Here is a 25,299-nt window from a genome sequence, read left to right on the forward strand (position 1 = left end):
AAATTCCTTTTAGCTACGGTTATCACAGAAAAGCCCAGAAACCTACAGCGGCCAGAACATAGGCACCAATACCAGGATAATGATCACCAGGAGCAGGGTAAGGCCAGATCCTATCTTAAGGAAGTCTTTGAAAGTATACTTGCCCGGCCCATACACCAGAATACAGGAAGGTTCAAAGGGAGTCACCAAAGACACGGAAGCCGAAAGCATGATGGCAATGGCAAAGGTTCTTGGATTGGCATCTAGCTGAAGGGCAGTCTGAATCGCCACCGGCAACACCACCAACGCAGCGGCGGCATTAGACATGGGTTGCGTCAGGAACACGGTGAGGAGCACAAAACCTGCCAGGATCACAATCAGCCCGAAGGGTTCCAGCAGGCCCACAATGGCATTGGCCAGGAATTTGTCGGCGCCGGTGTTTTCCATGGCCATCCCAAACGCCGTCATACCCCCAATCAGGATCAGCAGGCGCCAATCAATGACTTGGTAGGCGCGTTCTGTGGAAATGCATTTGAATAACACGCTGAGCACGGCGGCCCCCAAAAAGCAGATGGAGAGGGGCAAAAGACCCACGCTGCCAAGGATGATGGCCAGAACAAAGAACGATAGGGTAAGAATACCTTTGCGCTCTTTGAACAGAATGGGCTTGAACTCATCCAGCACCGCCAGGTGCTGGTTCATTTTCAGATACTCCAACCGCTCCGCCGAGCCTTGCACCAGAAGCAAGTCGCCTAGCTGCAGCTGCACATCCCCGATCTTGGTCCTGATGGTTTCGCCCTGCCGGGAAACGGCCAGGACTACCAGCCCAAACCGGCGCAGGAATTCAATCTGTTTAATCGTGTTCTTCAACAAGTCTGATTTTCCGGTGATCAGGATCTCTGCGAGCCGGATATCACCCCCCACCAGATCATCTTCCACAATCACATCGGCCAGGATCTTGATGCCCTTGGTTTCCTTCACTTTGATCAGGTCGGCCATTTCGCCCTCTACCAGCAGCACGTCATTGGTTCTGATGCGGGTACGGTAATCTGGCAGGAAGTTCTCTTTGCTCCGGATGATGTTCAGGATACGGAAGCCCATCTTAGACAGGTCTGAGGCAAAGGCCACCTGCCCAATCAAGGGGGAGTCTTCCTGCACAATGATCTCTGTGAGGTAGGTCTTGATATTGTATTTGGTGGTAAGCCCCTGGGGCGAGGATTGGGGCAACATGCGCCGGCCAATGGTCATCATGTAGGTGATGCCTACTCCAAAAAGAATAAGACCAACCCCACTGAACTCAAAGAACCCGAACGGCTCATACCCGGCTTTGCTCATGTACCCGCTCACCGCCACGTTGGTAGAGGTGCCAATAAGCGTACAGGTGCCGCCTAAGATAGAGGCATAGGCCAAAGGCATGAGGTATTTAGAGCTACTGGTGCGCATTTTCTTGGCCACGCCCACAATGGGGGTCACGAAGAGGGCGGTCACGGTAGTGTTGTTCATGAACGCGGACACCAGGCCCGGGAACAGCATGATGAAAAAGAGCAGGGCGGTAGGTCGGTGCCCCACGTGCCGCATAAGCCAGTTCACCAGGAAGTCTAAGATGCCGGTATCTTCCAGGGCCGCACTCAGCACGAAGATGGAGGCCAGAATGATGATGAAGTCACTGCTGAAACCCGCAAACGCCTCTTCCGGAGAAATGATTTGGAAACTGGTTAAGATGATCAGCAGGATGAGCGTGACCACATCTACAGAGAGCTTCTCAGAGGCGAACAGGGCAACGGCAGCCAAAAGTAAAAAGAGAACTAAGGCAATCTCCATGAGGGAAGCGCAGGTTGAAAAGAAGAAAGTGTTTTTGTGCGAAGGAAGGCCAGGAAGCTAGGCAAGTTCCTGATTCGTGTCTTGTACTGCAACAGGGTATAAAAGGTTCAAGAAAAAGATATTGATATTTCCAGCCTTTTTTTGCAATAAACGCTTAAAAACGCACTTCCTCAGAGATGGCCGCCATGATAAGGGCACACGCCTCTTCTATTTCTGGAAAGGTGATGGTAAGCGGAGGCGCAATGCGCATGGAGTGGTCGCAGAACAGGAACCAGTCCGTGAGCACCCCTTTCAAGATGGCGTTGTCAATGATGGCCTTTAACGTTTCAAAGGAATTGAACTCCACCGCCATCATCAGCCCCAGGTGCCTGATTTCCTTGATGGCCGGGTGCACCAGCCGTTTTTTAAATGCTTCTGCCTTGGCCGGTACCTGCCCCAGTAGGTTCTCTTCCTGGAGCACGCGTAAGGTTGCCAAAGAGGCAGCGCAGGAAACCGGGTGGCCCCCAAAGGTGGTGATATGGCCCAGCATAGGATCGTTCTTCAGGGAATGCATGACCTCCTGGCGGGAGATAAAGGCCCCAATAGGCATACCGCCGCCCATGCCTTTTGCGCAGGTGAGAATGTCAGGCACCACGTTGAACTGCTCAAAAGCCCAGAAGGTGCCGGTACGGCCGAAGCCGCTTTGGATCTCATCCAGAATGAGCAGGGCGCCCACCTGCGTACAGCGCGCGCGCAAGGCCTCCAGGTAGCCAGGAGCAGGAATGCGCACCCCGGCTTCGCCCTGTACCGTTTCCAGGATCACGGCGGCGGTACGGGAGGTAATGAGCGCCAGGTCAGGAAAGGAGTTGTGCCGAATATGACGCACATCTGGCAAAAGGGGCCGGAAAGCCCGCTTGAAGCTCTCTGAACCATTCAGTGACAAAGAACCCTGGGTGGAGCCGTGGTAGGCCTTGTCAAAGGCAATGAGCTCCGTACGGCCTGTGTACCGCTTGGCCAGCTTACACGCCCCTTCCACGGCCTCACTACCCGAGGAAACGAAATAGACGTTGTCAAGCCCGGCCGGCAGGGTTTGGGCCAGGGCGTGGGCTAGTTGAGCCGGCGGGGCCTGCACTATTTCCCCGTACACCATCAAATGCAGGTATTTGTCTAGTTGATCATGAATGGCCTGTAACACCCTGGGGTGCCGGTGGCCCACGTTACTCACACCGATGCCTGAAATCAGGTCCAGATACCGCTCCCCGTTGGGGCCATACATGAAGACCCCTTCGGCCTTTTCCACTTCCAGCAGCAACGGGAAATCTGTGGTTTGGGCCTGGTGTTGCAGAAATAGTTGGCGGGGAGAAAGCATAGCGGTTTTGGTTAGGTGCAGGGCAAAGATACGAAGAAGGAAATTAGGCCTTTCCCGGAGGTTCAACTAGGGAGAGGAGGGAAGAAGGGTAGGGGTAGGTTTATAAGCCGTTTTTTTAAAACTAGGCTAGAAAAACCCCTTGGTATACGGCAAGACACCAATGTTCTAGTTAATTAAACAAAGGCTTGAGGCTTTGCCCTAATAGAGGGAAAAACTTCCGCCAGGGAAAAAGAAGAACAGAACTGTATTACCTTCTTTCAAGGCGTATAATTAGGACTAAATCCTGCCCAACCCATTAAGACCCTTTACGGCCCAAATCGCTTCTAGGGCTTTTCCTGAAAACAGGCGGAAAAACAACAAGGGAGGCTTAAGCCTCCCTTGTTGTTTTTCTATATCAAATTTATTTCTTGGCCGTTTGCAGACGTTCCAGGAGCAGTTTGGTGAATTCACGCTCAGAACGGTAGAAGAGGGCTAACTGGCGGGGAGTAATGATGCGCAAGTATTTGTCCATGTACTCTTTGTCCAGTTCCAGTTCCCGCTGCCGTATGCTGAGTCGGGTTTGCAGACCGGCCTCAATCTGTTCATCGGTGAGGTTGGATAGGCTCTCATCGCGGTAAGAACGGGATTTCTGCCGCAGCTCGTTCTTGCGCCGGTCATACTCCTGGTACAGGGGCCAGAAGCGCTGCGCCTGGTCACCGGTCAGGTTGATCTTGTCAGTGATGAAAGCGATTTTAGCCGACTCTATTTTCTCTATCCTGGCCTTGCGTTCTTCAGGGGTTTCTTTTTTCTGTCCTTGGGCAAAAGCCGAAGAGGCGGTGAGCAACAGAAACAAGAACAGCAAATGAGTAACCTTCATTCTCTTTATATTAATGGTATTCATACGCTTCTTCCAACATCTCTCTTTTTTGTTCTTCATTTATGTCTGACCTCCGCACATCCAGAAACTCCAGGGTCTGGCCAGGGCGTACGGCAGGCACTTCGGCCAGGTCAGCGGTTTCCAGGTCTACATGGGTGGTCAGGTACTGGTAAATATCCTTTTGGGAAAGGTCTGCCATTTCTGCACCACTGGTGGGGTCTGCAGAGAAATAATGCGAGGCCAGAAAAGCCACCGCAAAGACCACGCCCAAAGAGGCACTGGCTACGGCCGTTCTCAATTGCCAGAACCAGGAAACCGCAGAGTTGCCCCGCACCGGCGCATACGCCGTCCGTTGCATGATGCGCGTGGGCAAGGCCTCAAAATAATGCTCCGGCACTTTAAAGCCCGGGTCTTTTGGGAAATCTTCCATCACTATCTCCTTTTTCCTTTCCATCTGGTTCTTAGATGCCTTTTAGCCGTGGGGGTTTAATCCTGCTTTAAATATTCCTCAATTTTTTTCACCGCAATGTGGTAAGAAGCCTTTAACGCCCCCACAGAAGTGCCCAGGATCTCAGAGATTTCCTCGTATTTTAGCTCATCAAAGTATTTCATGTTGAAGACCAGGCGTTGCTTGTCAGGAAGACGTAGAAGCGCCTTCTGGAGTTTTAACTGAATCTCATCACCGGAGAGCGTGTCAGAAGAGTCCAGCTTCTCGGCCAGCTCGGCCGCCACGTCATGGATGGGCAGGAAGAACCGCTTCTTTTTGGCACTCAGGAAATTGAGGCACTCATTGGTGGCAATGCGATAGATCCAGGTGTAGAGTTGGGAGTCTTTCCTGAAATTCTCCAGATGGGACCACACCTTCACAAAGACTTCCTGCGTCAGGTCATCGGCGTCATCATGGTCAATGACCATTTTGCGCACGTGCCAATAGACCTTCTGCTGGTACTTTCGCACCAGTTGGTTGAAGGCCAGATTGCGGAAATCAGGCTGCTGGAATTTCTCCAAGATCTCTTTGTCTTCCAAGGAAGGGTGGGGTTCGTGGTGGGTTACTTGTTGTTAGTAATTAGTTGTTAGTAATTGGGTGTTAGGGGCGGGAATGCCCGCTTACTTTCTCAAAGGAACAGCAGTAAGCAATAAAATGCTTCTGTTTCTAGGCTGTTCTATCCAAAACAGCCCGGAAACAGAAGCAGAAGTGTGTTTACCTGGCATACACCTGGTCTGCCAGTGGTTCCCGGCGCATCTTGAGACGCGGTTCATCCCCAGCCACGGGACGCAGGGCCGTTAAGTTCTACTTTACAAGCTTAAACCGGCGTGAAGTTCCTTACTATCCTTGCATAGTTTGAGGCTTTCGCCTCACTGAAGTTGAAAACTTCAGCTCATGTTAGGTCCAAGTTAGAAACTTGAACCAGCTATATTTTTAGAACTTAACGGCCCTGAACCACAGGACGGGAGCCCCGCAGCAGACATGCCTTAAACCAGTCAGGTCTCCAGGACCTCACTGGTTTAAGGCATGTTTTCCAAAAATAGCCTGTAAAACGGGATCAGCTGCAGACCTAATCACTAGCAACTAATCACAAGCAACTAATCACTAGCAACTATTTACTACTTCCGGGCCATCACGCGTTGTACCGCCGCCACAATGCTTTGTTCGTTCAAGCCGTATTTCTCCATGAGCTGCTCAGGGGTACCGCTTTCACCGAAGGAATCGTCTACACCCACCAATTCCAGCGGCAGGGGCAGTTGCTGGGCCAGCAGACGGGCCACCGATTCACCTAAGCCCCCGTTGAACTGGTGCTCCTCGGCGGTGACCACGCAACGGGTCTTGCTCACTGATGCCAAAATAGCCTCGGTGTCCAATGGTTTGATGGTGTGGATGTTGATGATCTCGGCGTCAATGCCTTGCTCGGCCAGCAGCTTGCCCGCCAGAATCGCCTTCCACACCAGGTGGCCGGTGGCTATGATGGTCACGTCTTTGCCTTCGTTCAGCATCACGGCTTTGCCGATCTCGAATTTCTGGTCAGCAGGAGTGAAGTTGGGCACCACCGGACGGCCGAAGCGCAGGTACACCGGACCTTGATGGTCGGCGATGGCGATGGTGGCGGCTTTGGTCTGGTTGAAGTCACAAGGGTTGATCACCGTCATGTGCGGCAGCATCTTCATCATGCCAATGTCTTCCAGAATCTGGTGGGTGGCTCCGTCTTCGCCCAGGGTAAGGCCGGCGTGGGAGGCGCAGATCTTCACGTTCTTGCTTGAATAGGCCACGCTCTGCCTGATCTGGTCATACACGCGGCCCGTGGAGAAGTTGGCGAAGGTACCGGTGAACGGGATTTTGCCCCCAATGGTCATACCGGCCGCCAGACCAATCATGTTGGCCTCGGCAATACCTACCTGGAAGAAACGCTCCGGAAACTCCTTGATAAAATCCCCCATTTTCAGGGAGCCTACTAAATCGGCGCACAGCGCCACCACATTAGGGTTGGTACGGCCTAGTTCCAACAGGCCAGCCCCGAAACCGGAGCGGGTATCTTTAGATTCTGAGTATGGGAAATCCTTCATGTTAGTTATAAAGTTTTATCGTAGTGGTCAAATTGGAGTGAATACTGAAATTCTTCACGTCTGTGAATTGGCTGCCTTTGGCGGTTTTTATGCGGTACACCACCCGGTAGCGGCCAGGTTGTAAAGGTAAACTTATTTTACTGCTGCCTTCTGGTAGGTTCCAGAGCCATTCCTGGCTTCCGTCCTGGTGCAAGAGGTACAGACTGCCGTAGCCTTTGAGGTCTTGCGTGATGTTCAAGGCCCCTGGCGGCGGAAAGGTGATGGTGGTGGCCTGGCCCTGCTTGATGGTCACCGTTTGCCTGATGCGCGGCAGGGTCAGCAACTCTACCTCGTAGGTGCCTGCCAGGTATTTGTGCTGGCTGGGGAACCGCTGGGTCTGCAGAAGCTGAGGGCTGCCTTTCTGCCTGACCAAAGCCGTGACCGTGCCATAGGTGGTAGGTGCATCCTGCCGTAGGTAGAGGTAACCCTGAGGCGCCTTCACCCGGAAGACGTTGTGCTGGCCTGGTTTGATGTTGAGGCCGCGTAGTTCTACCGCGGGCACCGTGTTCACCACCAGGTCATAGGTCAGCAAGGCGTCAATCTCCAGCTTGTCTGGTTTGCCTGCCGCATCCAGGTAATGGACAAAGTTGTACTCGGGTATTCCGGTCACGTTGTTCAAAAAAGTCATGTTCACGTTCGTCTCCACGGGTTTACCGGCTTCATCGGTGAGTTCCACGGATACGGTCGTTTTCTTGAGCGCGATGCTGATCACGTTGTCCATCACCTGCCTAAAGGTCTTGATGTCTGAGGCGTTGTAGTACTGCCCCATGCACCCAAACTGCTGCGCGTAGCCGGGATCATCGCCCAGGCCAATGATGAACGGTTTCAGGAACACCCGCTTTTTCTGCAAGGCCAAGGAGGTGGCGCAAGGGTCACCGCCGCAACTCTCCAACCCATCAGTGATGATGATGATCACGTTCCGGGCGTTGGGGTCCTGCGGAAAATCATTGGCTGACTGTTCCAGCGAATACGTGATGGGCGTGTTACCCTTCGGCGTGATCTGCTGCAGCCGTTTCTTGATCTGCCCTGCATTGTGCGCCGCAAACGGAACTTCCAGCTTGGTGTCTTTGCAGTTCTTCAAATTGGCGGCCGACTGGTGACCATACACCCGCAGGGCGATCTCCAGGTTCGCGTAGGAATCCAGGGAATCGGCCATGCGGGCCAGCATGGTTTTGGCCACGTCCCAGCGCTGGCTGGTTTCCCATTTGGCCATCATGGAACCGGAGGCATCCAGCAGGAACAGCAAGCGGGTCTTCTTGGGCACGGGCTCTTTGTTTTGCGCAGCCGCAGGCACGGTAACACTCCCTAACAGGAGGAAAACCAGCCATAGACAAACGGTGCGCAATTGCTTCATGCCGAAGAAGAATAGAAGTGGGCAGCGCAGGCGCCACCCACTCTAATATTAGTAATCGTTGAGGGTTTCTTTGAGCTGCAACAAGGCCTCCTGTAATTGGGCATCGTTTGGTGCCACACCGTGCCATTTATGGGAGCCCATCATGAAGTCAACCCCGAAGCCCATTTGGGTATTCATCAGGATACAGATAGGTTGGCCCTGGCCGGACAAGGCTTTGGCTTCGTCTAGCACGGGCAGCAGTTGGGCAAAATCATTGCCGTTCTCGCAGCCCAATACTTTCCAGCCGAAGGCCTCAAATTTGGCGCGCAGGTTACCCAGGCTCATCACCGCATCTACCGGTCCGTCAATCTGTTGGCCGTTGTAGTCTACCGTCCAGATGAAGTTGTCTACCTTGTGGTGGGCGGCGTACATGGCGGCTTCCCAAACCTGGCCTTCTTCCAGCTCTCCGTCACCGGTGAGCACGTAGACCAGCTTGTCATCGCCGTTCAATTTTTTCACCTGGGCCGCCCCAATGGCTACTGACGGACCCTGGCCCAGGGAACCAGAGGCGATCCGGATGCCCGGCAGGTTTTCCTCGGTGGCCGGGTGGCCCTGCAAACGTGAGTTCAGCTTCCGGAAGGTAGCCAGTTCTTTGGGGTCAAAATAACCGGCGCGGGCCAGCGTGCTGTACCAAACCGGGGAGATGTGCCCGTTAGACAAAAAGAAAAGGTCTTCGCCCACGCCGTTCATGTCAAACTCCGGCTTGTGCGTCATTTGCTTGAAATACAGCGAAACCAGGAACTCCGTACAGCCCAGGGAACCGCCCGGGTGACCAGAGTTTACAGCGTGCACCATGCGCACAATATCACGGCGTACCTGGTGCGCCACATTCAGGAGTTGTTCCGTGTCGTAGTTGAATGGGTTCATATAGTTGATGTGTAGTTTGGACGATGTTAAAATTTGAAAAAGTGAATTAGTAAAATGACTTCCTGTTTAAAGGCCGTTTCCTTAATAATGGGTCTTAAACAGAAAAGGCAGTTTACCCTAAGTATTGGAAAAAACCAATGGCTGCGTAATGCTACTTATTTAAGCAATTGAGCGGTGTGGTTCTTGGTGTCTACTTTGGTGATGATGTCTTCAATCTGGCCTTCCTCATCTATTATAAAGGTGTAGCGCATGGTGCCCATGTACTTGCGGCCGTACATGTTTTTCTCCTGCCAAACGCCGTATTTCTCCACGATCTCATGCTCCGTGTCGGCTAGCAGCGGGAAGGGGAGGTCAAACTTCTGGATGAATTTCTGGTGCGATTTCTCGTCATCTACGCTCACGCCCAATACCACGTAGCCTTTGGCCAGCAGGGCCTCATGGTTGTCGCGCAGGTTGCAGGCCTGGGCGGTGCAGCCGGGCGTGTCATCTTTGGGATAGAAGTAGAGCACCACTTTCTTTCCCTTGAAATCACTCAGTTTCACCGGCTGGCCATTCTGGTCTTTCACCTCAAAATCTGGAGCTGCGTCGCCTATCTGTAGCATTGTTTTTATGGTTGGTTGTTAGGGATTAGTTGTTGGTGATTAGTGATTTGTTGTTAGTAGGTGGTTTCTTGTCTTCAGGTTTAGGAGGTTCTTTCCTGATTAACCACTTGGTTTCTAGGGTGTTTTCGTTAAAAAGGCTCCAAAATAAAACATGATTTATCAGAAAATTGACTAACAATTAAACACTACTCACTAACAACTAAATCTTTGTAGTAAACACGGTTTCGTTGCCCATGGTGTCTTTCACGCGCAGGACCACGTCACCGGCCAAAGGTACAGTTTTATCTAACTTCTCAGAGGTAAGGGTAGAGGTTTTATGCTCCCATTTCAGGAGCAGCCATTGACCGTTTACCTCACAATTCCAGGAAGCTATGCCAGACAGGTTGTCCCAGATTCTGAAACTGATCTGGTTGGGTGATTTGCTGATCAATTTGATGGTGGGGGGCACCGTGTCTGTCAAGACCTTGAACTTGCCCAGGTCTTTCACGCTGAACGTGATCGCGTCTCCGTTCCAGGTACCTCCCAGGAAACCAGCGCCTTTGCCCCAGCCTAGGGCGTACACCGCGGCTTTGCTTTTGTCTACGGGCAGCTTGGCAGGCCTGATGGTGACTTTGGCCGGTTGGAAGAGCGTGGTTAAAGGGTTGTTGATGGTGAACACATCCTGGGCATCACGGTTGGTTTGCAGGATGAGCGTGTCATACAACGAATTCTTCCCGAAGGTGATGTCCATGAAGCGGTTAGAGTACAGGAATTCCGTGTTAGGGGGCACCAGGTGGTTGAACGGGAACCGGACGCGCGTCCCTTTTACCTCCGCAGAGTCAGGTAGGCCCCCAATCAGGTTGTAGAGGTACACAGAACCGGCCTTGGTGGTGTAGGAAGGGATAACGGCGTATTTGTAATTGCCCATGTACAGGTCCAGGTTGGGGGCTTTCCTGGCGGTGTCGGCCACGGTGATTTTCAGGAAGCTGTCCATGATCTCATGGCCAATCTTTGGTTTGGTGACGGCAGGGGTACCCAACACCTGGTAAGCGCTACTTTCCCCTTTCAGGAAGAAGCGCAATTGACTCACGTTCTTGTAAGAATCAGAAAGGTCGGCCACCACTTCATACACTTTGCCTTCCTCAATCCGGAACCGGCCGCGGTTGTGGTCTATCTCATAAATGGGCAGCGTGTTGCCATCTGCCACGTACAGCCGCTGGAAGGCCCGGTTGTTCAGTTTCAACACCGGGAAGTTGATGTGCGAGGAAACCTGCCGTTGCAGGTGAAACGGAACCGCGTCAATGTTATGCCGGTAAATGGTTTCGCCGTTGATCTTCAGTTCCATGGCTTGTACGCCGTTGCTGTTATTTGCGCCGTTGTACTGGTCAATGGCCTGAACCTCCAGCCCCAGCAGCCCGGCCGCCGTGAGAGTGTCTGCCAAGGTGTACACATTGCCCTGCTTGACCGGGGTAAACTCGCGGCGCAGGAATTCCCCTTTCACCCGGGCATCAATGCTCTGGGGCGTAAGGGCGAAGTTGTAGATGATAGGCGGTATCTGGTCCACGATCTCGGCAAAGCCATACCGCAAGGGGTTGAGCAGGTTGTCTTTGCTGTCCCGTACCTCAAAGTGCAGGTGGGGGCCGCCAGAACCGCCCGTGTTCCCGGAAAAAGCAATCACATCGCCTTTGGCCACCGGAAACTGCGTCTCATTGAAAAACGCCTCTACCTCAAACGATTTCTTCTGGTATTGCAGGGCCAGCATGTGGTCGGCCAAGGCCGGGGCAAAATGGTGCAAGTGGGCATAGGTGGTCACCAGTCCGTTGGGGTGCGTCACGTAGATCAGGTACCCGTAGCCGTAGCTGGAAACCTTGACCCGCGAGATATAGCCATCACCGGCGGAATATACAGGCAAGCCTATCTTTCCCTCGGTCTTAATGTCAATGCCGCCGTGGAAGTGGTTGGGCCTGATCTCGCCCATGCTCCCCGACAGAAAGTTTTGGGTGCCGGGTTTGATGGGAAACGCCAGGGGATTAGCGGAGAAAGGGGCTGGGGACGTAGGCTGCGCCTGCGCCAGGGCAGAACCGCCACTCCCCAGAAGAAAAGCTACTAGTAAGGATCGTACGCTATTTAATTTCAAAATTCAAAAGGTTTTTGTCTTCAATGAACGCCTCAAGTCTATCACCTATTTTAACCGGACCAACCCCCGCCGGGGTACCGGTGAAAATAAGGTCGCCTTTCTTAAGGGTGATGAACCGGGACATATACGCCAAAATGGCCCCAAAGTCATGAAGCATCATGCCGGAGTTGCCCTGCTGCTTCAGCTCTCCGTTTACTTTAAGCCCGAAGTTGATGTTGTCAAAGGCCGGGAAATCTTCTACCGGTAAAAATTCTGAGATAGGGGCAGAGCCGTTGAACCCTTTGGCCAAGGTCCAGGGCAAGCCTTTGGTTTTGGCTTTGGTCTGAAGGTCACGGGCGGTGAAATCAATGCCTATGCCAATGCCATCAAAGTACTTGGCTGCGAATTTAGGTTGGATGTTCTTGCCTTCTTTGCTGATGCGCAACACCAGTTCTACCTCATAGTGGATGTCGGTGCTGTAGTCTGGGAAGTAGAAAGGCTCATTGTTGCGGAGAACGGCCGTGTCTGGCTTGAAGAAAATAACGGGCTCATCGGGTACCTCGTTTTTCAGCTCGGCAATGTGTTCTGCGTAGTTGCGGCCTATGGCAAGTATCTTCATGACTTTTTGTTTTCAAAGATAGGGCTTTCTGCCTGCCACCTCAAGCCTGGGCCAAAGACTTGAACTAAAAAACACTACTGCTCAGGTGAAAGCTAAATGAAAGGTGCTCTTGTACCTACCCATTCGGTGGCGCTCTTTTCTTCCCCGGCGGGAATTTCCCTTCTTTTTAGAATACGAGGCGGAAAAAGACTTAGAAGCGGTTTGGTAAAGCAGAAGAATTGACCATCTCCTCATTCCTTGTTGAAATTATCACCAACTATTCTGACGCAGGCACCTTTCCGCTTGCTGGTGAGAACACGCAGCAAGGGCTAGGGGCTTATGTTTTGCCTTTACTTAAACAGGTTCAACTCCTTCCTTTCCCTTCATCGTCACCTGTGCTTAAATAAAATTGGCATGGAATTGAATAGAGGAAAAAGATAGATTTGCGCCCGGATTTAAAAGAGACCAACACTTTGTCTTCTTTTCCCCGTATATGGCAAAGTTCCTATACACCGGGGAGTGCCTGGCGGGAGCCTGATTTTAGTACTATTTAACCTATCTATGAAAATGAGCATGTTCAGAAACTCACTCCTCACCTTGGCCGTGTTGCTAATGGTAGGGTGTACCACCGTTCCCATCACCGGTCGCCGGCAATTGTCGTTGGTGGGGGATCAGGAGGTGATCCAGATGTCGTTCCAGGCCTACAATGACCTGATGAAACAAAGCAAACTGTCCACCAATGCCACCCAGACCGCCATGGTGAAACGGGTGGGGCAACGCATACAGCAAGCCGTGGAAAGCTTTATGCGCCAGCAAGGCGCCTCAGACCAGTTGGCAGGCTACCAATGGGAGTTTAACCTCATTCAAGACGACAAACAGCAGAACGCATTTGCCATGGCCGGTGGTAAAACAGCCGTCTACACCGGTTTATTGCCTATTACGCAGAATGAGACGGGTTTAGCCGTGGTGATGGGCCATGAGATTGCCCACGCTATTGCCAAGCACTCCAATGAGCGCATCAGTCAGCAATTAGCCGCCGAGTTTGGCGGGGCTACCTTGGGTTCCTTGGGGGGCGGTGCCTCTTCTCAGGTCATCAATACCGCCTATGGTATTGGCGCTGGGGTTGGCTTAATGAAATTCGGGCGTACGCAGGAGTCTGAGGCTGACCGTTTAGGTTTGATCTTCATGGCCATGGCCGGGTACAACCCAGAGGCGGCCATTCCTTTCTGGGAGCGGATGGCGGCGGCCAGCAACGGACAGTCACCACCAGAATTCCTAAGCACCCACCCTTCCAACGAGACCCGGATCGCGGATATCAAGAAGCACCTGCCCGAAGCGAAAAAATACTACAACGCCCGGTAAGCCATGAAAACCAGCACCAAATGGTTTGTATTCGGGGCCGTCTTGATGGCGCTCCTGCTGAAATCTGACAAAGCGAGATAGTAGTACGTAGCACGTTTCGCGTATCACGTAGTACGATGATGGATCATTTGAACAGAACGGCCTCCCTCACCTGAAGGAGGCCGTTCTGTTTTAGGGCTTTTTTGTAAAAACAGAGGTAAAAACCATCTGTAGAGACCAGGCACTGCCTTGTCTCCACGTCATCAGATCCATTTACCTCCACGGAAACTTAACAGGAAGGGGTGATTTATTGTGCTTGCCTTAATGTGATACATGCCAATTCAATCCTATAATGAAGGTTATTTTAGGAAAATGGGGCTCTAAACGAATTGGAACGGTAGTGGCCTCAGGGAACCGTGGAGACAAGGCAGTGCCTGGTCTCTACAGATGGTTTTTAAGGTAGGGGCAATCCATTGTGGTTGCCCATTCCGGTTCTGCATGTAATCGCTGTTCCACAGGCCAACTAAAAACCGAAGCCTCCTTCCGTAGAAAGAGGCTTCGGTTTTTAATCTGTTTTCCTGAAAACAGGGCAGAAAAGGAGGCTTAGAACTTTAGGGTGGTTTGCTGCAAGGCGCCCCGTAATTTGATGCGGGTCAGTACTTTCTTGGTGTACAGTGGGAAATCGCCTTTCATCATCCAGTCATAGTAGCTGGGTTCTTTCTTGAGCACATCTTCTACCGAAACGTTTTTGTGCTTACCGAAATTGAAGACCTCCACGCCGTTGCTGTTGTAAACAATGCGACCCGAAAGATCAGCGGTTTTCTGGAAGGTGAATTTGTGCAGGGCCTGCATGTCATTCTGCACCGGGAAAATAGCTTGGTCCTCGGCGTCCGGCAAAGGAACGTTCTCGTAGAAGGCCACCTGTGATTTCAGGATCTCGTAGGTCGCAATGGTGTCAGCCTCGGCGGAGTGGGCGTTTTCCAGGGGCTTTTGGCAATAGAACTTGTAGGCGGCGGATAAGGTGCGCTGCTCCATCTGGTGGAAAATGCGGCATACATCCACAATGGCGCGGTTCTCAATATCGAAGTCAATGTCTACACGCAGGAACTCCTCGGCCAGCAGGGGAATGTCAAACTTGATCAGGTTGAACCCTCCCAGGTCACAGCCACGCAGAAACTCATCCAGTGACCGGGCCAGCTTAGCGAAGGTGGGGCAGTCGGCCACGTCATCGTCATAGATCTTGTGGATCATGCTGGATTCAATGGGAATGGGGATGGTGGGGTTGACGCGGGTGGTCTTGAGGATTTCCTCGCCATTGGGCATCACCTTAAGCATGCTGATTTCCACGATCCGGTCGCGGCAGATGTCCACTCCCGTGGTTTCCAGGTCAAAGAAGACGATGGGTTTGCGCAGATGTAATTTCATAGACCTGGGGTTAAGAAGCGGTAATGGTATTGGCCAACTGCTGAAGGTCCAGGTTCCCGAAGTTGCCGGAGGTCATCATGAGCAGGTTTTTGTCTTTCCAGTTGTTGCGGAGCAGATAGTCCTGCAAGGCCTGGTTATCAGTGTACACTTCAATGGAATCATCACCGAAGGCTGCCTTCAGGTCTTTAGGGTCCAGCGGTGGCATGCGCTTGTGCTCCAGGGTCTTGGGGTTGAAGTACACGATCTTGACGTCTGGCGACAGGAACGTGCCGTTGTACTGGGGCAGGAAGTCTTTGTTCAGGCTACTGAAGGTATGCAACTCCAGGCAGGCGATCAATTGACGTTCAGGGTACTGCTTTTTCAGGGCCTCAGAGGTGGCTTTCAGTTTAGAGGGCGCATGAGCAAAATCTTTGTACACCAGCGTGTGCTCGTTCTCGCCTATTTTTTCCAGGCGGCGGGCAGCACCTTTGAAGGTAGCCAAAGCCTCATAAAAGGCCTGGCCTTTGATGCCGATCTGCTTGCAGACCTCTTTGGCCGCACTGATGTTGCGCAGGTTGTGCTCCCCAAACAGTTGGATCTCTACATCGTCCTTTTTGGTTTTGAGCACGGTTTTGCCGCTCTTTTTGATTTTGTGCTCGTGAATGGTATACCCAATATAATTCACGTCTGAGTTGTTGGGCACGCACACTTCCTGCACCTGCTCATCATCCTGGTTGTAGATGAGAGTACCAGCCTTGGGCGTCATGTCCACGAAAATGCGGAACTGCTCGCGGTAGTTCTCCTCCGTGGGGAACACGTTGATGTGGTCCCAGCTGATGCCGCTGATCACGCCAATGTGGTGGTGGTATTTATGGATCTTGGGTACCCGTTGGATAGGGGAGGACAGGTACTCATCGCCTTCAATCACAATGATGGGCGCTTCCTCGGTGAGTTTCACCATCAGGTCAAAGCCTTCCAATTGCGCTCCCACCGCATAGTCAAACAGGCGGTTGTGGTATTTGAGCACGTGCAGGATGATGGAGGTGATAGACGTTTTGCCGTGGCTGCCCGCAATTACAATGCGCTGCTTGTGCTTTGATTGCTCGTAGATGAACTCCGGGAAAGAGAAGATGGGAATCTGGTGTTCCTGCGCGTAGAGCAGCTCGGGGTTGTCTGGGCGGGCGTGCATGCCCACAATAACCGCGTCTGGCCGGGAATGGAGTTTTTCCGGGAACCAGCCTTCTTCCTGGGGCAACAAGCCATCGGCTAGCAGACGGCCCCGGGCGGGTTCAAAGATCTCATCATCAGAACCGGTGACTTTCAAGCCTTTCCGGTGCAATGCCAGGGCCAGGTTGTGCATGATGCTCCCCCCAATGGCAATCATGTGTATGTGTTGATACGCCTCTTTACTCATGTAGTCTCTTTCAAAGAGAGCAAATGTAGTAATTTTAGCACACGCACCCCACGTAGGAGGGAAACGGATTTGTGGATATCTCAGACAAAATTTGTGGATTACAGCCCTCACCTCCCTCCGCACCGGCAATTAAAAGAATCTTCCAAACCAAAGGTTGCCTCTTGTTTTTGGGGTGAATTTGACAAAACGGGCCTTAAAAGGTGAGCGGTAGCCAGCGCCAAGGTGAAAGACTAACCGGCTGGATCAGAGGGAAGGTACCTTGCCAGGCAAGGCTCATTTTTTTTCAAACCCGCCTTTCAACTCAGGAAATATTTTTTTCTGAAGATTGGCTGGTTTTCCCGGAACGGAAGAGAATCAGGGAGATAAGAAAGAAGCCCGTCCTTTCCTGGGCAAGTGTGGATATGTAGGCCGATTTTGTGGATTACCTGAGGCGCGAACTTGCTTACATTTGCTTCTATGGAGGAGATGAAATTGAAAGCGACGCGAGGTAAGGCTGCCTGGACTCCCAAGCAGACCGTATCTCCAGGAATGGGAAAGCTTCCGCCGCAGGCGTTGGAGCTGGAAGAGGCGGTGTTGGGTGCGCTCATGTTGGAGAAGGACGCCCTCACCGCGGTAATTGACTTGTTGAAGCCCCAAAGCTTTTACAAAGACGCGCACCAGCGCATTTTCAAAGCGATTCTGGCTTTGTTTGACAAATCAGAGCCTATTGATATTTTAACGGTTACCCAGGAACTGCGGGAGCAGGGCGAGCTGGAGGTAGTAGGCGGTGCCTTCTACGTCACGCAGCTGACTACCCGTATCAACTCGGCGGCCAACATTGAGTTTCACGCCCGTATCATCACGGAGGCCGCCATCAAGCGCGACCTCATCAGTATTTCCTCTGAGGTATTGGGCCGTGCCTACGAAGACACCACCGATGTATTTGACCTGCTGGACTCTACTGAGGCCAAGTTGTTTGAGGTAAGTGAATCCAACATTCGGAAGAACTTTGATGACATGCAGTCTTTGATGCACAAAGCCATCAAGGAACTGGAAGCCAAGAAAAGCCAGAAAGAAGGGTTGACCGGGGTGCCGAGTGGCTTCACTGCCCTGGACCGCGTGACGTCGGGTTGGCAGCCTTCTGACTTAGTAATCCTGGCGGCTCGTCCGGCCATGGGAAAGACGGCGTTCGTGGTTTCCGCCATGCGGAACGCGGCCGTGGATTTTGGCAAAGGCGTAGCGATCTTCTCGCTGGAGATGTCGTCTATCCAGTTGGTGAATCGTCTTATCTCCGCGGAGGCCGAGCTGGAAGGGGAGAAGATCAAGAAAGGCAACCTGGCAGATTATGAGTGGGCGCAGCTGAACCACAAGATCTCGCGCCTGAGTCAGGCCCCTATTTTCATTGACGATACTCCGGGCCTTTCCATTCGGGAACTCCGTACCAAATGCCGCCGTCTTAAAGCGCAGCATGACATTCAGATGATCATTATTGACTACCTGCAACTCATGAGCGGAAACACCGACGGCAAAGGCGGCGGTAACCGAGAGCAGGAGATCGCGTCTATCTCGCGGGCGCTGAAGCAGCTGGCCAAGGAATTGAACGTGCCGGTGATCGCGCTTTCGCAGTTGAGCCGGGCCGTGGAAACCCGCGGGGGCGACAAAAAACCCATGCTTTCCGATTTACGTGAATCTGGTTCTATTGAGCAGGATGCCGACATGGTGGTGTTCCTGTACCGCCCAGAGTACTACGGCATCACCGAAGACGAGATGGGGAATCCTACCCTGGGTGTAGGTGAGGTCATCATAGCCAAGCACCGGAACGGCGAAGTAGGCAGCGTGCACCTCAAGTTTATTGGTAAGTTCACCAAATTCGGGAACCTGGAAGACGGCTTTGGCGGCGGCGGCGGTTTTGACGGCGGCGGCGGTGGCGGTTTCCCTACTTCTGATTTTGAGGGTCCTTCTGGGGGCGGTTCGCCTAACTCCATCAGAATGGGAAGTAAGATGAATGACGGCGGTCTGCCACCTTCCTCTTTTGATGACGCCCCTCCGTTTTAAGCCAGATTTTTCAAAATACAACCTGAAAGGCCATTCCAATAGAAAGGAGTGGCCTTTCCTTTTAGGAGCTGTGGAAGTGGCGGCTGTTGTCTGCCCTGCAAGCGAAGGGAGGCCTTCCTGGCCAAGGTTCTCTCACAGATGAAAGGCGTTGGCCTGTTTTAGGGCTAAAAAGAAAAAACAGCACCAAAAGGCGCGGGCGGAAAAGCCTAATCAGAAGGAAATCCCGTATAGGAGGGGGCTGGCTCCCGGTCGTATTTCCGTTTCTGCGCCAGTTGTGGTAAGTTCGTGGATAGTGTTGGCATAGGTACAAACAATGAATACGTTTCAGTTAAAAAGGGGCATCCTGCGGTTAGAAGGAGACCGGATCCTCATCAGTGGAAATCAAGCCAGGTATGTGAAGCTGCTCCACCTCCTTGCCGCCGTCTGCTGGGGTATCTTTTTCGCCCTGCAAGGGCAAAAACACTATAAAACCTACCTGCTTACCCAAGAGCTGGTACAACTGGCTTTTACCGCCGGGTGCGCTGCCATTGTGTTGTTCTGGGTGTATGTGGGTTTCTCGCGGGGCCTCAAAGGCGCAGGGGCAGATGAGATCCACGTCAAGCAGATCGTGAAGGCCCAGAAAAAAATGCATGCCGACGACGAGGCACCCAAAGTGACCCTCTTCCTGAAAAACAACCAGCGCAGAACCCTGGAGTTCCTTGACTTGGATGACCTGCACTTCACTGATTCCCTGGCCGGAAGAGGCGTTCTTGTGGTGGAATAACCGTAAGAATACTAGCCCCGTTAATTGATCGTTTTTGAGAAAAGGGCCTTTAAACGGGTAAAAAAGGAGAGACAGGCTTCCAGGGAGAATTCCTTCAGGGTAGGCCCAAAGCTGCACCCCCATTTTTTGAGGACTCGGGAATTTTCAGACCAATGTTATTAAAGACCTGCTTTCACGTGGCAGGAAACCAGTTTGCCTTATGATGAACCGCTACCATTCAAATCAGCGCCCTGTTTTTGCCTTTTGGGCTTCCCGAAAAGCGCCTTGGTTGCTTGTGGTTGCCTTGCTTGCCTGGGGGCATGCCTTCGGGCAAAACACCCTTGACACCGACAAGCACCTAAACTTCTATCATATCTGGGGCCTACTCAAGTACCAGCACCCAGCGCTGGCTACGGGCAAAGTATCCGCTGATTCGCTTTTCCTGCGCTACCTGCCCCTGGTAGATTCTGCCCAAACCCAGAAGCAGGCGAATAGCGTGTACCAGGCGTTGCTGAAGGAGGTGGGTCCTTCGCCCCTGGCGAAGGTGGACAAGGTGCGGGACCACCCGAAGGGGACGCTGTTGGTGCAGAACCTCAACGACCACTGGTACACCAGATCCAAGTTCCTGAACAGCAACAACCGCAAGCAACTGGAGAATATCTTTCAGCGCCGCTATACCGCCGAGCCCCACCAGTACGTCACCATCAGAAACAACCCTTACGGTGGTACCCTGCCCAATGAGCCCAAATACGTTTTCCCTGAAAAGGAGAACCTGCCGTACCCCATGCGCATGCTGGCCTTGGCCAAGATGAAAGCCGCCATTGATTACCTGTTCCCCTACAAGTACCTGATGGATGAGAGTTGGGAGACGGCCATTGCCCAGGCTATTCCTCTGTTTGCCCAATGCCCGTCGCGCCAGGAGTATGAGCGCCTGTTGCTCACGCTCAACGCCAAATTGAATGACACCCAAGGGTATTCCTTCTTCCGGCAGTTGCACCACAAAGACAAGATTTTCAAGAACAGCTACTACCCGCCCTTTGATTACCAGGTGGTGGAAGAGAAGATCCTGGTCACCGGCATCATTGACCCCGCCCTCTGCAGAAGGTCTAACATCAAGGTAGGGGACGTACTGGGTTCTTTGGATGACATTGCCCTTACGGAATGGGTGAAGGCATTGGGCGCGGTGCTTTCGGTATCCAACCAGCAGGCCCTTTGGCACCGGGTAGGGGAGTACGGCGATAATTTCCTGTTCCGGTCAGAAGATGCCGTCATGAAAGTGCACCTGCAACGGGGCCAGGATACGCTTCAGACCACCTTGCGGCTCATGGACCCCACTGATCCCGCCAAGGCCAAACTGATTGATGGCTATTTCAAGAAAAAGCAGGCGCCGGGCAAAAAGAGAGTGGGGCTGGAAATGGTGTCTAAAGACATCTACCGCTTCAAGGCCCATGACACCAACCGCTACATTGAGAACGCCTCAGAAGAGCGGGAAGCCGTTATCATGGATTCCCTTTTTAGGATTGCCGTGAAAGGCAAAGGCATCATCTTTGACATGCGCGGCGAGCCAGACAACAGCGACTTCGTATTTCTGGATGTGTTCCGGAAGTTTGGCCGGGGAAACAGTTATTTTGCCCGGTACTACCTCATGAACGCCGGGACCGTGGGTACCTATAAGTTGCTCACCCAGCCCGAGGTCTATTACCCCACCACCGTTACCCCGGAAGGCTACGCCTATGACGGCAAGGTAGTGATCCTGGTCAACGGCGCCACCCAGGGCGTGGGAGAATGGCTCACCATGAACCTGCAGCACATGTTCCCCAACAGCATCACCCTGGGCGAGCAAACGGCCGGGGCCGATGGGGACCTCAAACGCCTGAACCTGCCTGGCAACTACGTCATGGAATTCTCAGGCAACGCCATCTTCTACCCAAACCAAAGGCCCACCCAGCGCACGGGGGTAAAGGTGGACCTCACGGTGAAGCCTACCTTAAAGAATACCCTAGCTAAAAAAGATGACCAGTTGCTCAAAGCCCTGGAAATCATAAGAGAAGAGGCGCCCAAGCCAGAAGCCAAGAAGTAAAGGCCTAAGTCTGGAAGGTGGTTTCCCCAGAACCCGTTTCAGAAGTTCATTTTGAACCCCAGAGAGGAGCAGAAAAGAACATCCTCTTTTCTGCTCACGCAAAATTAGAGAGGAAGTACCATCAGAAGCACAACTTAACACCCACAACACCTATGGGATTCTTTTCAGCACTACTTGGCAACGCCGGAGCCGTGAGCCAGGCAGATTTACTTAAAGACTACGGAAAACTGCTGGCCGAGGGGGAGGAGATTGAATTGGGGTTCAAACTGATCAGAGACACCTTCATCTTCACGTCTAAGCGGCTTATTCTGATTGAGGTGCAGGGCATCACCGGAAACAAGGTAGAGTACATTTCCATCTCCTACAAAAGCATCTCCCGGTTCAGCGTGGAGACGGCGGGTACCTTTGAACTGGACGCCGAACTGAAAATCTGGATCTCCAGTGAACCAGAACCCAGTATCCAGAAGAAATTCAACAAATCTGTGAATGTGTACGAGGTGCAGAAGATCCTGGCGCTGCATGTTTTACGGTAAGTAGGTGATTTAGCCAAAAGGCACCTAAAACCCAATCAATTGGCCTAAGGACCAAATAGACCATATGTGCCAAGGAAGATGCGGTGGCCTCGTGGTTTTTTTAAGTGTATGGTCCTATGCCTGTACGGCCTGATTGCCCTGCCTTGCCACCCGGGAGTAGGGCTGAAGGAGAGGAGGAAGACGTTGGGTACCGGTAGTTTATTTGGTAAGATGCTGGAGCCAGGGAAAACACCCAGGATATTTGACCTAACCAGGGAGAAGGTTTTTAGAAACTTCTGGAGTACCAGAGAAGTATCAGGTTGCTTCCATGTAGGGTTGCCAGTTCACGATCAGCACCTTTTCCTCCGGCAGCAGCAGGTAACCATAATCATAGCATAAGTGGTAGGTGTTGCCGCGGTGGGTCCGGTAGAACTGGGTGAGGTAGCGGAAATCGAAGCCTGCCAGCTCCAGGTACTGCCGGGGGATGGTAGTTTTTCCTTTAGGGCTGAGTTGCCTAAGGATACTTCTGTTCTTCCGGAGGGCCGTGTTTACCTGCTGAATGCGTTTTTCTTCCTGGTTTTGCCTTTTAGCGGTATTGTTTGATTGATACCTACATTGGTCTGAGCAGAAGCGCTTATCGCTTCTACCAACAATCCCGGTGCCGCACTGTTGGCATGACTTCACCTGTGCCATTGATTACCTGTTTTATTACCCATGTACAAACGGATATACCCGGGTAATAACACGGCTTTGGGAAGAGAAGGTTATACCTTGGGGTAAGTAACTTCCTCATTTGCTATGCCTTATCTTACCCAATTTCCTGTCCTGTACCTTAACCCGCTGGAACATGCCGGCAAAGGTATTATCCGTATCTGGCACAAACCCAACCCATCCGTTTCCAAGGGCTTGAAAGAAGCCAGCTGGATCAAGTATAGCAAAACCTACAGGTGTTTTGTGATGCACCACACCAGACAAGCCATTGAAATGACGCATCAGCACTTTCAGGGACTGGCCAAGGTCAACACCAGCTATTTATCTAGAGCTAAGCGGCTGCGTCCGGCCCAAGGAACTGTGATGCTCCAACAGGAAGGTGCCAGGCTAACGCAGCCTTTAGAAAAAGTACCAGCCCGGCCTGTGCTGCGCCTGCAACCCCTGGAATACCAGGGAAAGGCCTATGTACAACTCAGCTACCAGTATAACAAAGACCTCTATGCTTGTCTCAAGAAGAGCAAAGTGGCTAGTTGGCTACCGGAAATGCAGTGCTTCGTGATAAGAAGTGATAGCGACAGTATGATTGCCTTACTTTCAGAGGTAGAAACGGAAGCCCAGGTATGGCTTTCTCAGACCATACAGGTAAAGGATATGCAGCTGCAGCTTAAACTTTGGGAGCAATGCTACCTGAAAGGCGATGGCTATATCTCTTGTCCGCTGCCGTACCTGGAAAAGCTGCTTCTCCTGAACTACAGCCTTAGCACCATTCGCACCTATCATAGCCTTTTGCTGCGCTTTCTGAATTCTTTTAGAGGCAAGGGATTAAAAAGAATCCACGCTTTCTCAGAGGAGGAAATCAACCACTACCACCGAAGTATGGTACAGGCGGGCACCTATTCAGTTTCGTTTGTAAATCAAAGCATCAACGCCGTCAAGTTTTATTACCACCGGGTGCTGCTGCGCCACGAAGTGCAGCTGAATCTGGTAGAGCGGCCCGAGAAGCCAGAACGGCTACCCCAGGTTCTAAGCAAACAGGATGTTTTGAAAATCTTGTCGGTGGCCGAGAACCTGAAGCACCGGTGCATTCTGCAACTGCTCTATTCTGGAGGGCTACGCATAGGTGAAGTGATCAATCTAAAATTGACTGATGTGCAATCAAAGCGGAACCTTCTCTTGATTCGTGGTGGCAAGGGCAAGAAAGACCGCACTACCCTGCTGTCACAGAAGTTATTGGAAAACCTACGTGCTTACTACAAACAATATAAACCTAAGGTATGGCTCTTTGAAGGCCAAACAGGCGGACAATACACGGTTGAAAGCATTCGCCACCTCTTCAATGCATGCAAAGAAAAGGCCGGAGTACAAGCACCCGCCACCCCTCATACGCTCCGCCACTCTTTTGCCACGCATTTACTTGAACAAGGAACGGATTTAAGGTACATCCAGGTGCTGCTCGGGCACCGTTCTAGCAAAACCACCGAGATCTATACCCACATCACCACCCATGCCCTGGATAAAATAATTAGCCCCTTAGATAATCTCTAGCAAACTGTTACATTAGCTAACACATATATGATCTTGTTCCAACAACTTATGCACCCTGCCAGAAAAAAACATACTATCTCAAAAGGAGCCAGCAGGAGTTTAGTACATAGTGCAGATAAGCGTAAGTTGTCTTATATCCAATAGTTATAGGGCATTTAAAGAATATAAAATTTGATAAACCTATTTAAACATCAACAGATAAAGGAGCCGTTCTTTGGTGACATGGGAGCATCATTCGACAAACACACGAACAGCTACTTCCTTGATAAGGACATCAAACTGGAAGGTTTTTCCAAACCTGTTGCCCTTTACATTGAATCAGTTGACACAGTGTCCACAGAAGCGCAGCGGGAAACCTACAAGATGATTACCAACGGATTCACTGAAATTTGGAAAGCCACAGTAGAATTCTTAGTCCACACAAAAAAAGTACTGCCTGAAGCTAAGCTGTTGAAATATTACCAAATAGAATCTATTACATTACCAAAAGAAATAGATTCTAGAAAATCAGAATGGAGTTTCGATATCCTGAACCTTGAAGATGGTTTTTCAAGTATCGTTATTGAATTGGAGGGAAGAAAGCCAATACAATATTCTGTAGAAGGGTAGAAAAACGCCCTATAACAAGGTATAAACGTCAGCATCGGCCGACGGCCTCCGCCGTCGTTTATACTAGACGTTACGCGGCATTTAAATAATGAATTTGGAAGAAGTCATAAATAACCGAAAAGTAAAGCTAGTCGGATACAGTACAGAAAAGAACTGGTTAGACCAACTTCCAAACAAAGATTGGCTCTGTATCCTTGTGGTAAATGATAAGCCCAGAAGGTACATCGGCGAGGTGATTACAAAAATCATAGCCAAAGACGTCGGCTATATTTGCACAATGGGAAGTCAAGCAGAATTAGTACATGATTTAGCGGACGAGGAAATTGGTTATAGGTATGCAGAAATTGAAGAAGCTTATCTACCAAGTCACTCAATCATAACTACTTGGCACAACGACTTTGAGGACGGCATCTGGTTTGCCCTGTTCGCCGCCGATTCTGAAGAATTCAATATCAAGGACGTTGTAATCCTTGACATGACGGACGGACAAGAAAACCAAAGATTAAAAGCGTGCCTAGAGAAAATAAAAACAGAAGAGTCAGATAAAGAATAAGAAAAACGCCGCGTAACAACAGCTAAACGCCAGCATCGGCCGACGGCCTTCTGCCGCCGTTTAGCCAAGGCGTTGGCATTAATTAAAATATAAAATCAAATGGTTAATGGATAAAAAAGCCTATCTATTTACTCTTGCTTCCACCTTGTTAATATTATTTTTTGGGCTTGGGTACTTTATGCTTTTTGCTAAACAAG

The 25,299-nt window shown here is 51.5% G+C and carries 22 protein-coding genes; 8 read left to right on the top strand and 14 right to left on the bottom strand.

Annotated features, from left to right (window positions below; all coding sequences use genetic code 11):
- Positions 1 to 42: 42 nt before the first annotated feature.
- The 11 genes from FOE74_RS15910 to FOE74_RS15960 all read right to left on the bottom strand — a co-directional run bounded on the left by FOE74_RS15910 (position 43) and on the right by FOE74_RS15960 (position 12,178).
- Entirely contained in the window at positions 43 to 1,800 is a 1,758-nt protein-coding gene (locus FOE74_RS15910) for an SLC13 family permease (protein WP_149099602.1), read from the bottom strand.
- Between the two features lie 154 nt (positions 1,801 to 1,954).
- Positions 1,955 to 3,148, bottom strand: a complete 1,194-nt coding sequence (locus tag FOE74_RS15915; protein ID WP_149099603.1) for an aspartate aminotransferase family protein — start codon at positions 3,146 to 3,148, stop codon at positions 1,955 to 1,957.
- Positions 3,149 to 3,548: 400 nt separating this feature from the next.
- Positions 3,549 to 4,004, bottom strand: coding sequence for a Spy/CpxP family protein refolding chaperone (locus FOE74_RS15920; RefSeq protein ID WP_149099604.1), 456 nt, complete (start codon positions 4,002 to 4,004; stop codon positions 3,549 to 3,551).
- A 10-nt stretch (positions 4,005 to 4,014) separates the two neighbouring features.
- A complete protein-coding gene (locus tag FOE74_RS15925) occupies positions 4,015 to 4,458 on the bottom strand; it encodes a hypothetical protein (RefSeq protein ID WP_149099605.1) in 444 nt (147 codons plus the stop codon).
- 32 nt (positions 4,459 to 4,490) lie between these two features.
- Positions 4,491 to 5,030, bottom strand: a complete 540-nt coding sequence (locus tag FOE74_RS15930; protein ID WP_149099606.1) for an RNA polymerase sigma factor — start codon at positions 5,028 to 5,030, stop codon at positions 4,491 to 4,493.
- Between the two features lie 579 nt (positions 5,031 to 5,609).
- Positions 5,610 to 6,563: a transketolase family protein gene (locus FOE74_RS15935; protein ID WP_149099607.1), complete on the bottom strand. Its 954-nt coding sequence runs from the start codon at positions 6,561 to 6,563 to the stop codon at positions 5,610 to 5,612.
- Position 6,564: 1 nt separating this feature from the next.
- On the bottom strand, positions 6,565 to 7,866 hold the full coding sequence (locus FOE74_RS15940) for a vWA domain-containing protein (protein ID WP_225840848.1): 1,302 nt from the start codon (positions 7,864 to 7,866) through the stop codon (positions 6,565 to 6,567).
- 138 nt (positions 7,867 to 8,004) lie between these two features.
- Entirely contained in the window at positions 8,005 to 8,862 is an 858-nt protein-coding gene (locus FOE74_RS15945) for a transketolase (protein ID WP_149099609.1), read from the bottom strand.
- Positions 8,863 to 9,017: 155 nt separating this feature from the next.
- Positions 9,018 to 9,464 (bottom strand): thioredoxin-dependent thiol peroxidase, encoded by a 447-nt coding sequence (gene bcp / locus FOE74_RS15950; RefSeq protein ID WP_149099610.1) that lies wholly within the window; start codon positions 9,462 to 9,464, stop codon positions 9,018 to 9,020.
- A gap of 199 nt (positions 9,465 to 9,663) precedes the next feature.
- The gene (locus tag FOE74_RS15955; protein ID WP_149099611.1) at positions 9,664 to 11,580 is read right to left on the bottom strand and encodes a M23 family metallopeptidase; all 1,917 of its coding nucleotides are present in this window, start codon (positions 11,578 to 11,580) and stop codon (positions 9,664 to 9,666) included.
- Positions 11,567 to 12,178 carry a fumarylacetoacetate hydrolase family protein gene (locus FOE74_RS15960; protein WP_149099612.1) on the bottom strand — a complete coding sequence of 204 codons (612 nt, stop codon included), beginning with the start codon at positions 12,176 to 12,178 and terminating at the stop codon, positions 11,567 to 11,569. The genes FOE74_RS15955 and FOE74_RS15960 overlap by 14 nt, the downstream gene beginning before the upstream one ends.
- Positions 12,179 to 12,724: 546 nt before the next feature.
- Here FOE74_RS15960 and FOE74_RS15965 point away from each other — a divergent pair.
- Positions 12,725 to 13,519 (top strand): M48 family metallopeptidase, encoded by a 795-nt coding sequence (locus FOE74_RS15965; RefSeq protein ID WP_308422719.1) that lies wholly within the window; start codon positions 12,725 to 12,727, stop codon positions 13,517 to 13,519.
- A gap of 582 nt (positions 13,520 to 14,101) precedes the next feature.
- Here FOE74_RS15965 and FOE74_RS15970 read toward each other — a convergent pair.
- Together FOE74_RS15970 and FOE74_RS15975 are read right to left on the bottom strand one after the other, a co-directional pair.
- On the bottom strand, positions 14,102 to 14,923 hold the full coding sequence (locus FOE74_RS15970) for a 3'-5' exonuclease (RefSeq protein ID WP_149099613.1): 822 nt from the start codon (positions 14,921 to 14,923) through the stop codon (positions 14,102 to 14,104).
- Positions 14,924 to 14,933: 10 nt separating this feature from the next.
- Complete coding sequence (locus FOE74_RS15975; RefSeq protein WP_149099614.1) at positions 14,934 to 16,316, bottom strand: UDP-N-acetylmuramate--L-alanine ligase; 1,383 nt, start codon at positions 16,314 to 16,316, stop codon at positions 14,934 to 14,936.
- Between the two features lie 465 nt (positions 16,317 to 16,781).
- Here FOE74_RS15975 and dnaB point away from each other — a divergent pair, with 465 nt between their 5' ends.
- The 4 genes from dnaB (at position 16,782) to FOE74_RS15995 (ending at position 21,705) form a co-directional block, all read left to right on the top strand.
- The gene (dnaB, locus tag FOE74_RS15980) at positions 16,782 to 18,350 is read left to right on the top strand and encodes a replicative DNA helicase (RefSeq protein ID WP_372427683.1); all 1,569 of its coding nucleotides are present in this window, start codon (positions 16,782 to 16,784) and stop codon (positions 18,348 to 18,350) included.
- A gap of 313 nt (positions 18,351 to 18,663) precedes the next feature.
- Positions 18,664 to 19,113, top strand: coding sequence for a hypothetical protein (locus FOE74_RS15985; protein ID WP_149099616.1), 450 nt, complete (start codon positions 18,664 to 18,666; stop codon positions 19,111 to 19,113).
- A gap of 274 nt (positions 19,114 to 19,387) precedes the next feature.
- Positions 19,388 to 21,172: a S41 family peptidase gene (locus FOE74_RS15990; RefSeq protein WP_188686849.1), complete on the top strand. Its 1,785-nt coding sequence runs from the start codon at positions 19,388 to 19,390 to the stop codon at positions 21,170 to 21,172.
- A 152-nt stretch (positions 21,173 to 21,324) separates the two neighbouring features.
- On the top strand, positions 21,325 to 21,705 hold the full coding sequence (locus FOE74_RS15995) for a PH domain-containing protein (protein ID WP_149099618.1): 381 nt from the start codon (positions 21,325 to 21,327) through the stop codon (positions 21,703 to 21,705).
- A gap of 294 nt (positions 21,706 to 21,999) precedes the next feature.
- On the opposite strand, the gene FOE74_RS16000 is transcribed toward FOE74_RS15995, so the two are convergent.
- A complete protein-coding gene (locus tag FOE74_RS16000) occupies positions 22,000 to 22,377 on the bottom strand; it encodes a hypothetical protein (RefSeq protein ID WP_149099619.1) in 378 nt (125 codons plus the stop codon).
- A 105-nt stretch (positions 22,378 to 22,482) separates the two neighbouring features.
- On the opposite strand from FOE74_RS16000, the gene FOE74_RS16005 reads away from it, so the two are divergent.
- The 3 genes from FOE74_RS16005 (at position 22,483) to FOE74_RS16015 (ending at position 25,102) form a co-directional block, all read left to right on the top strand.
- Positions 22,483 to 23,940: a tyrosine-type recombinase/integrase gene (locus FOE74_RS16005; protein WP_225840850.1), complete on the top strand. Its 1,458-nt coding sequence runs from the start codon at positions 22,483 to 22,485 to the stop codon at positions 23,938 to 23,940.
- Between the two features lie 171 nt (positions 23,941 to 24,111).
- Positions 24,112 to 24,549: a hypothetical protein gene (locus FOE74_RS16010; RefSeq protein ID WP_149099620.1), complete on the top strand. Its 438-nt coding sequence runs from the start codon at positions 24,112 to 24,114 to the stop codon at positions 24,547 to 24,549.
- Between the two features lie 88 nt (positions 24,550 to 24,637).
- On the top strand, positions 24,638 to 25,102 hold the full coding sequence (locus FOE74_RS16015; protein WP_149099621.1) for a DUF7684 family protein: 465 nt from the start codon (positions 24,638 to 24,640) through the stop codon (positions 25,100 to 25,102).
- The last annotated feature ends 197 nt before the right edge of the window (positions 25,103 to 25,299 follow it).

It is taken from the genome of Rufibacter glacialis, from assembly GCF_008271745.1.
Classification (GTDB): domain Bacteria; phylum Bacteroidota; class Bacteroidia; order Cytophagales; family Hymenobacteraceae; genus Nibribacter; species Nibribacter glacialis.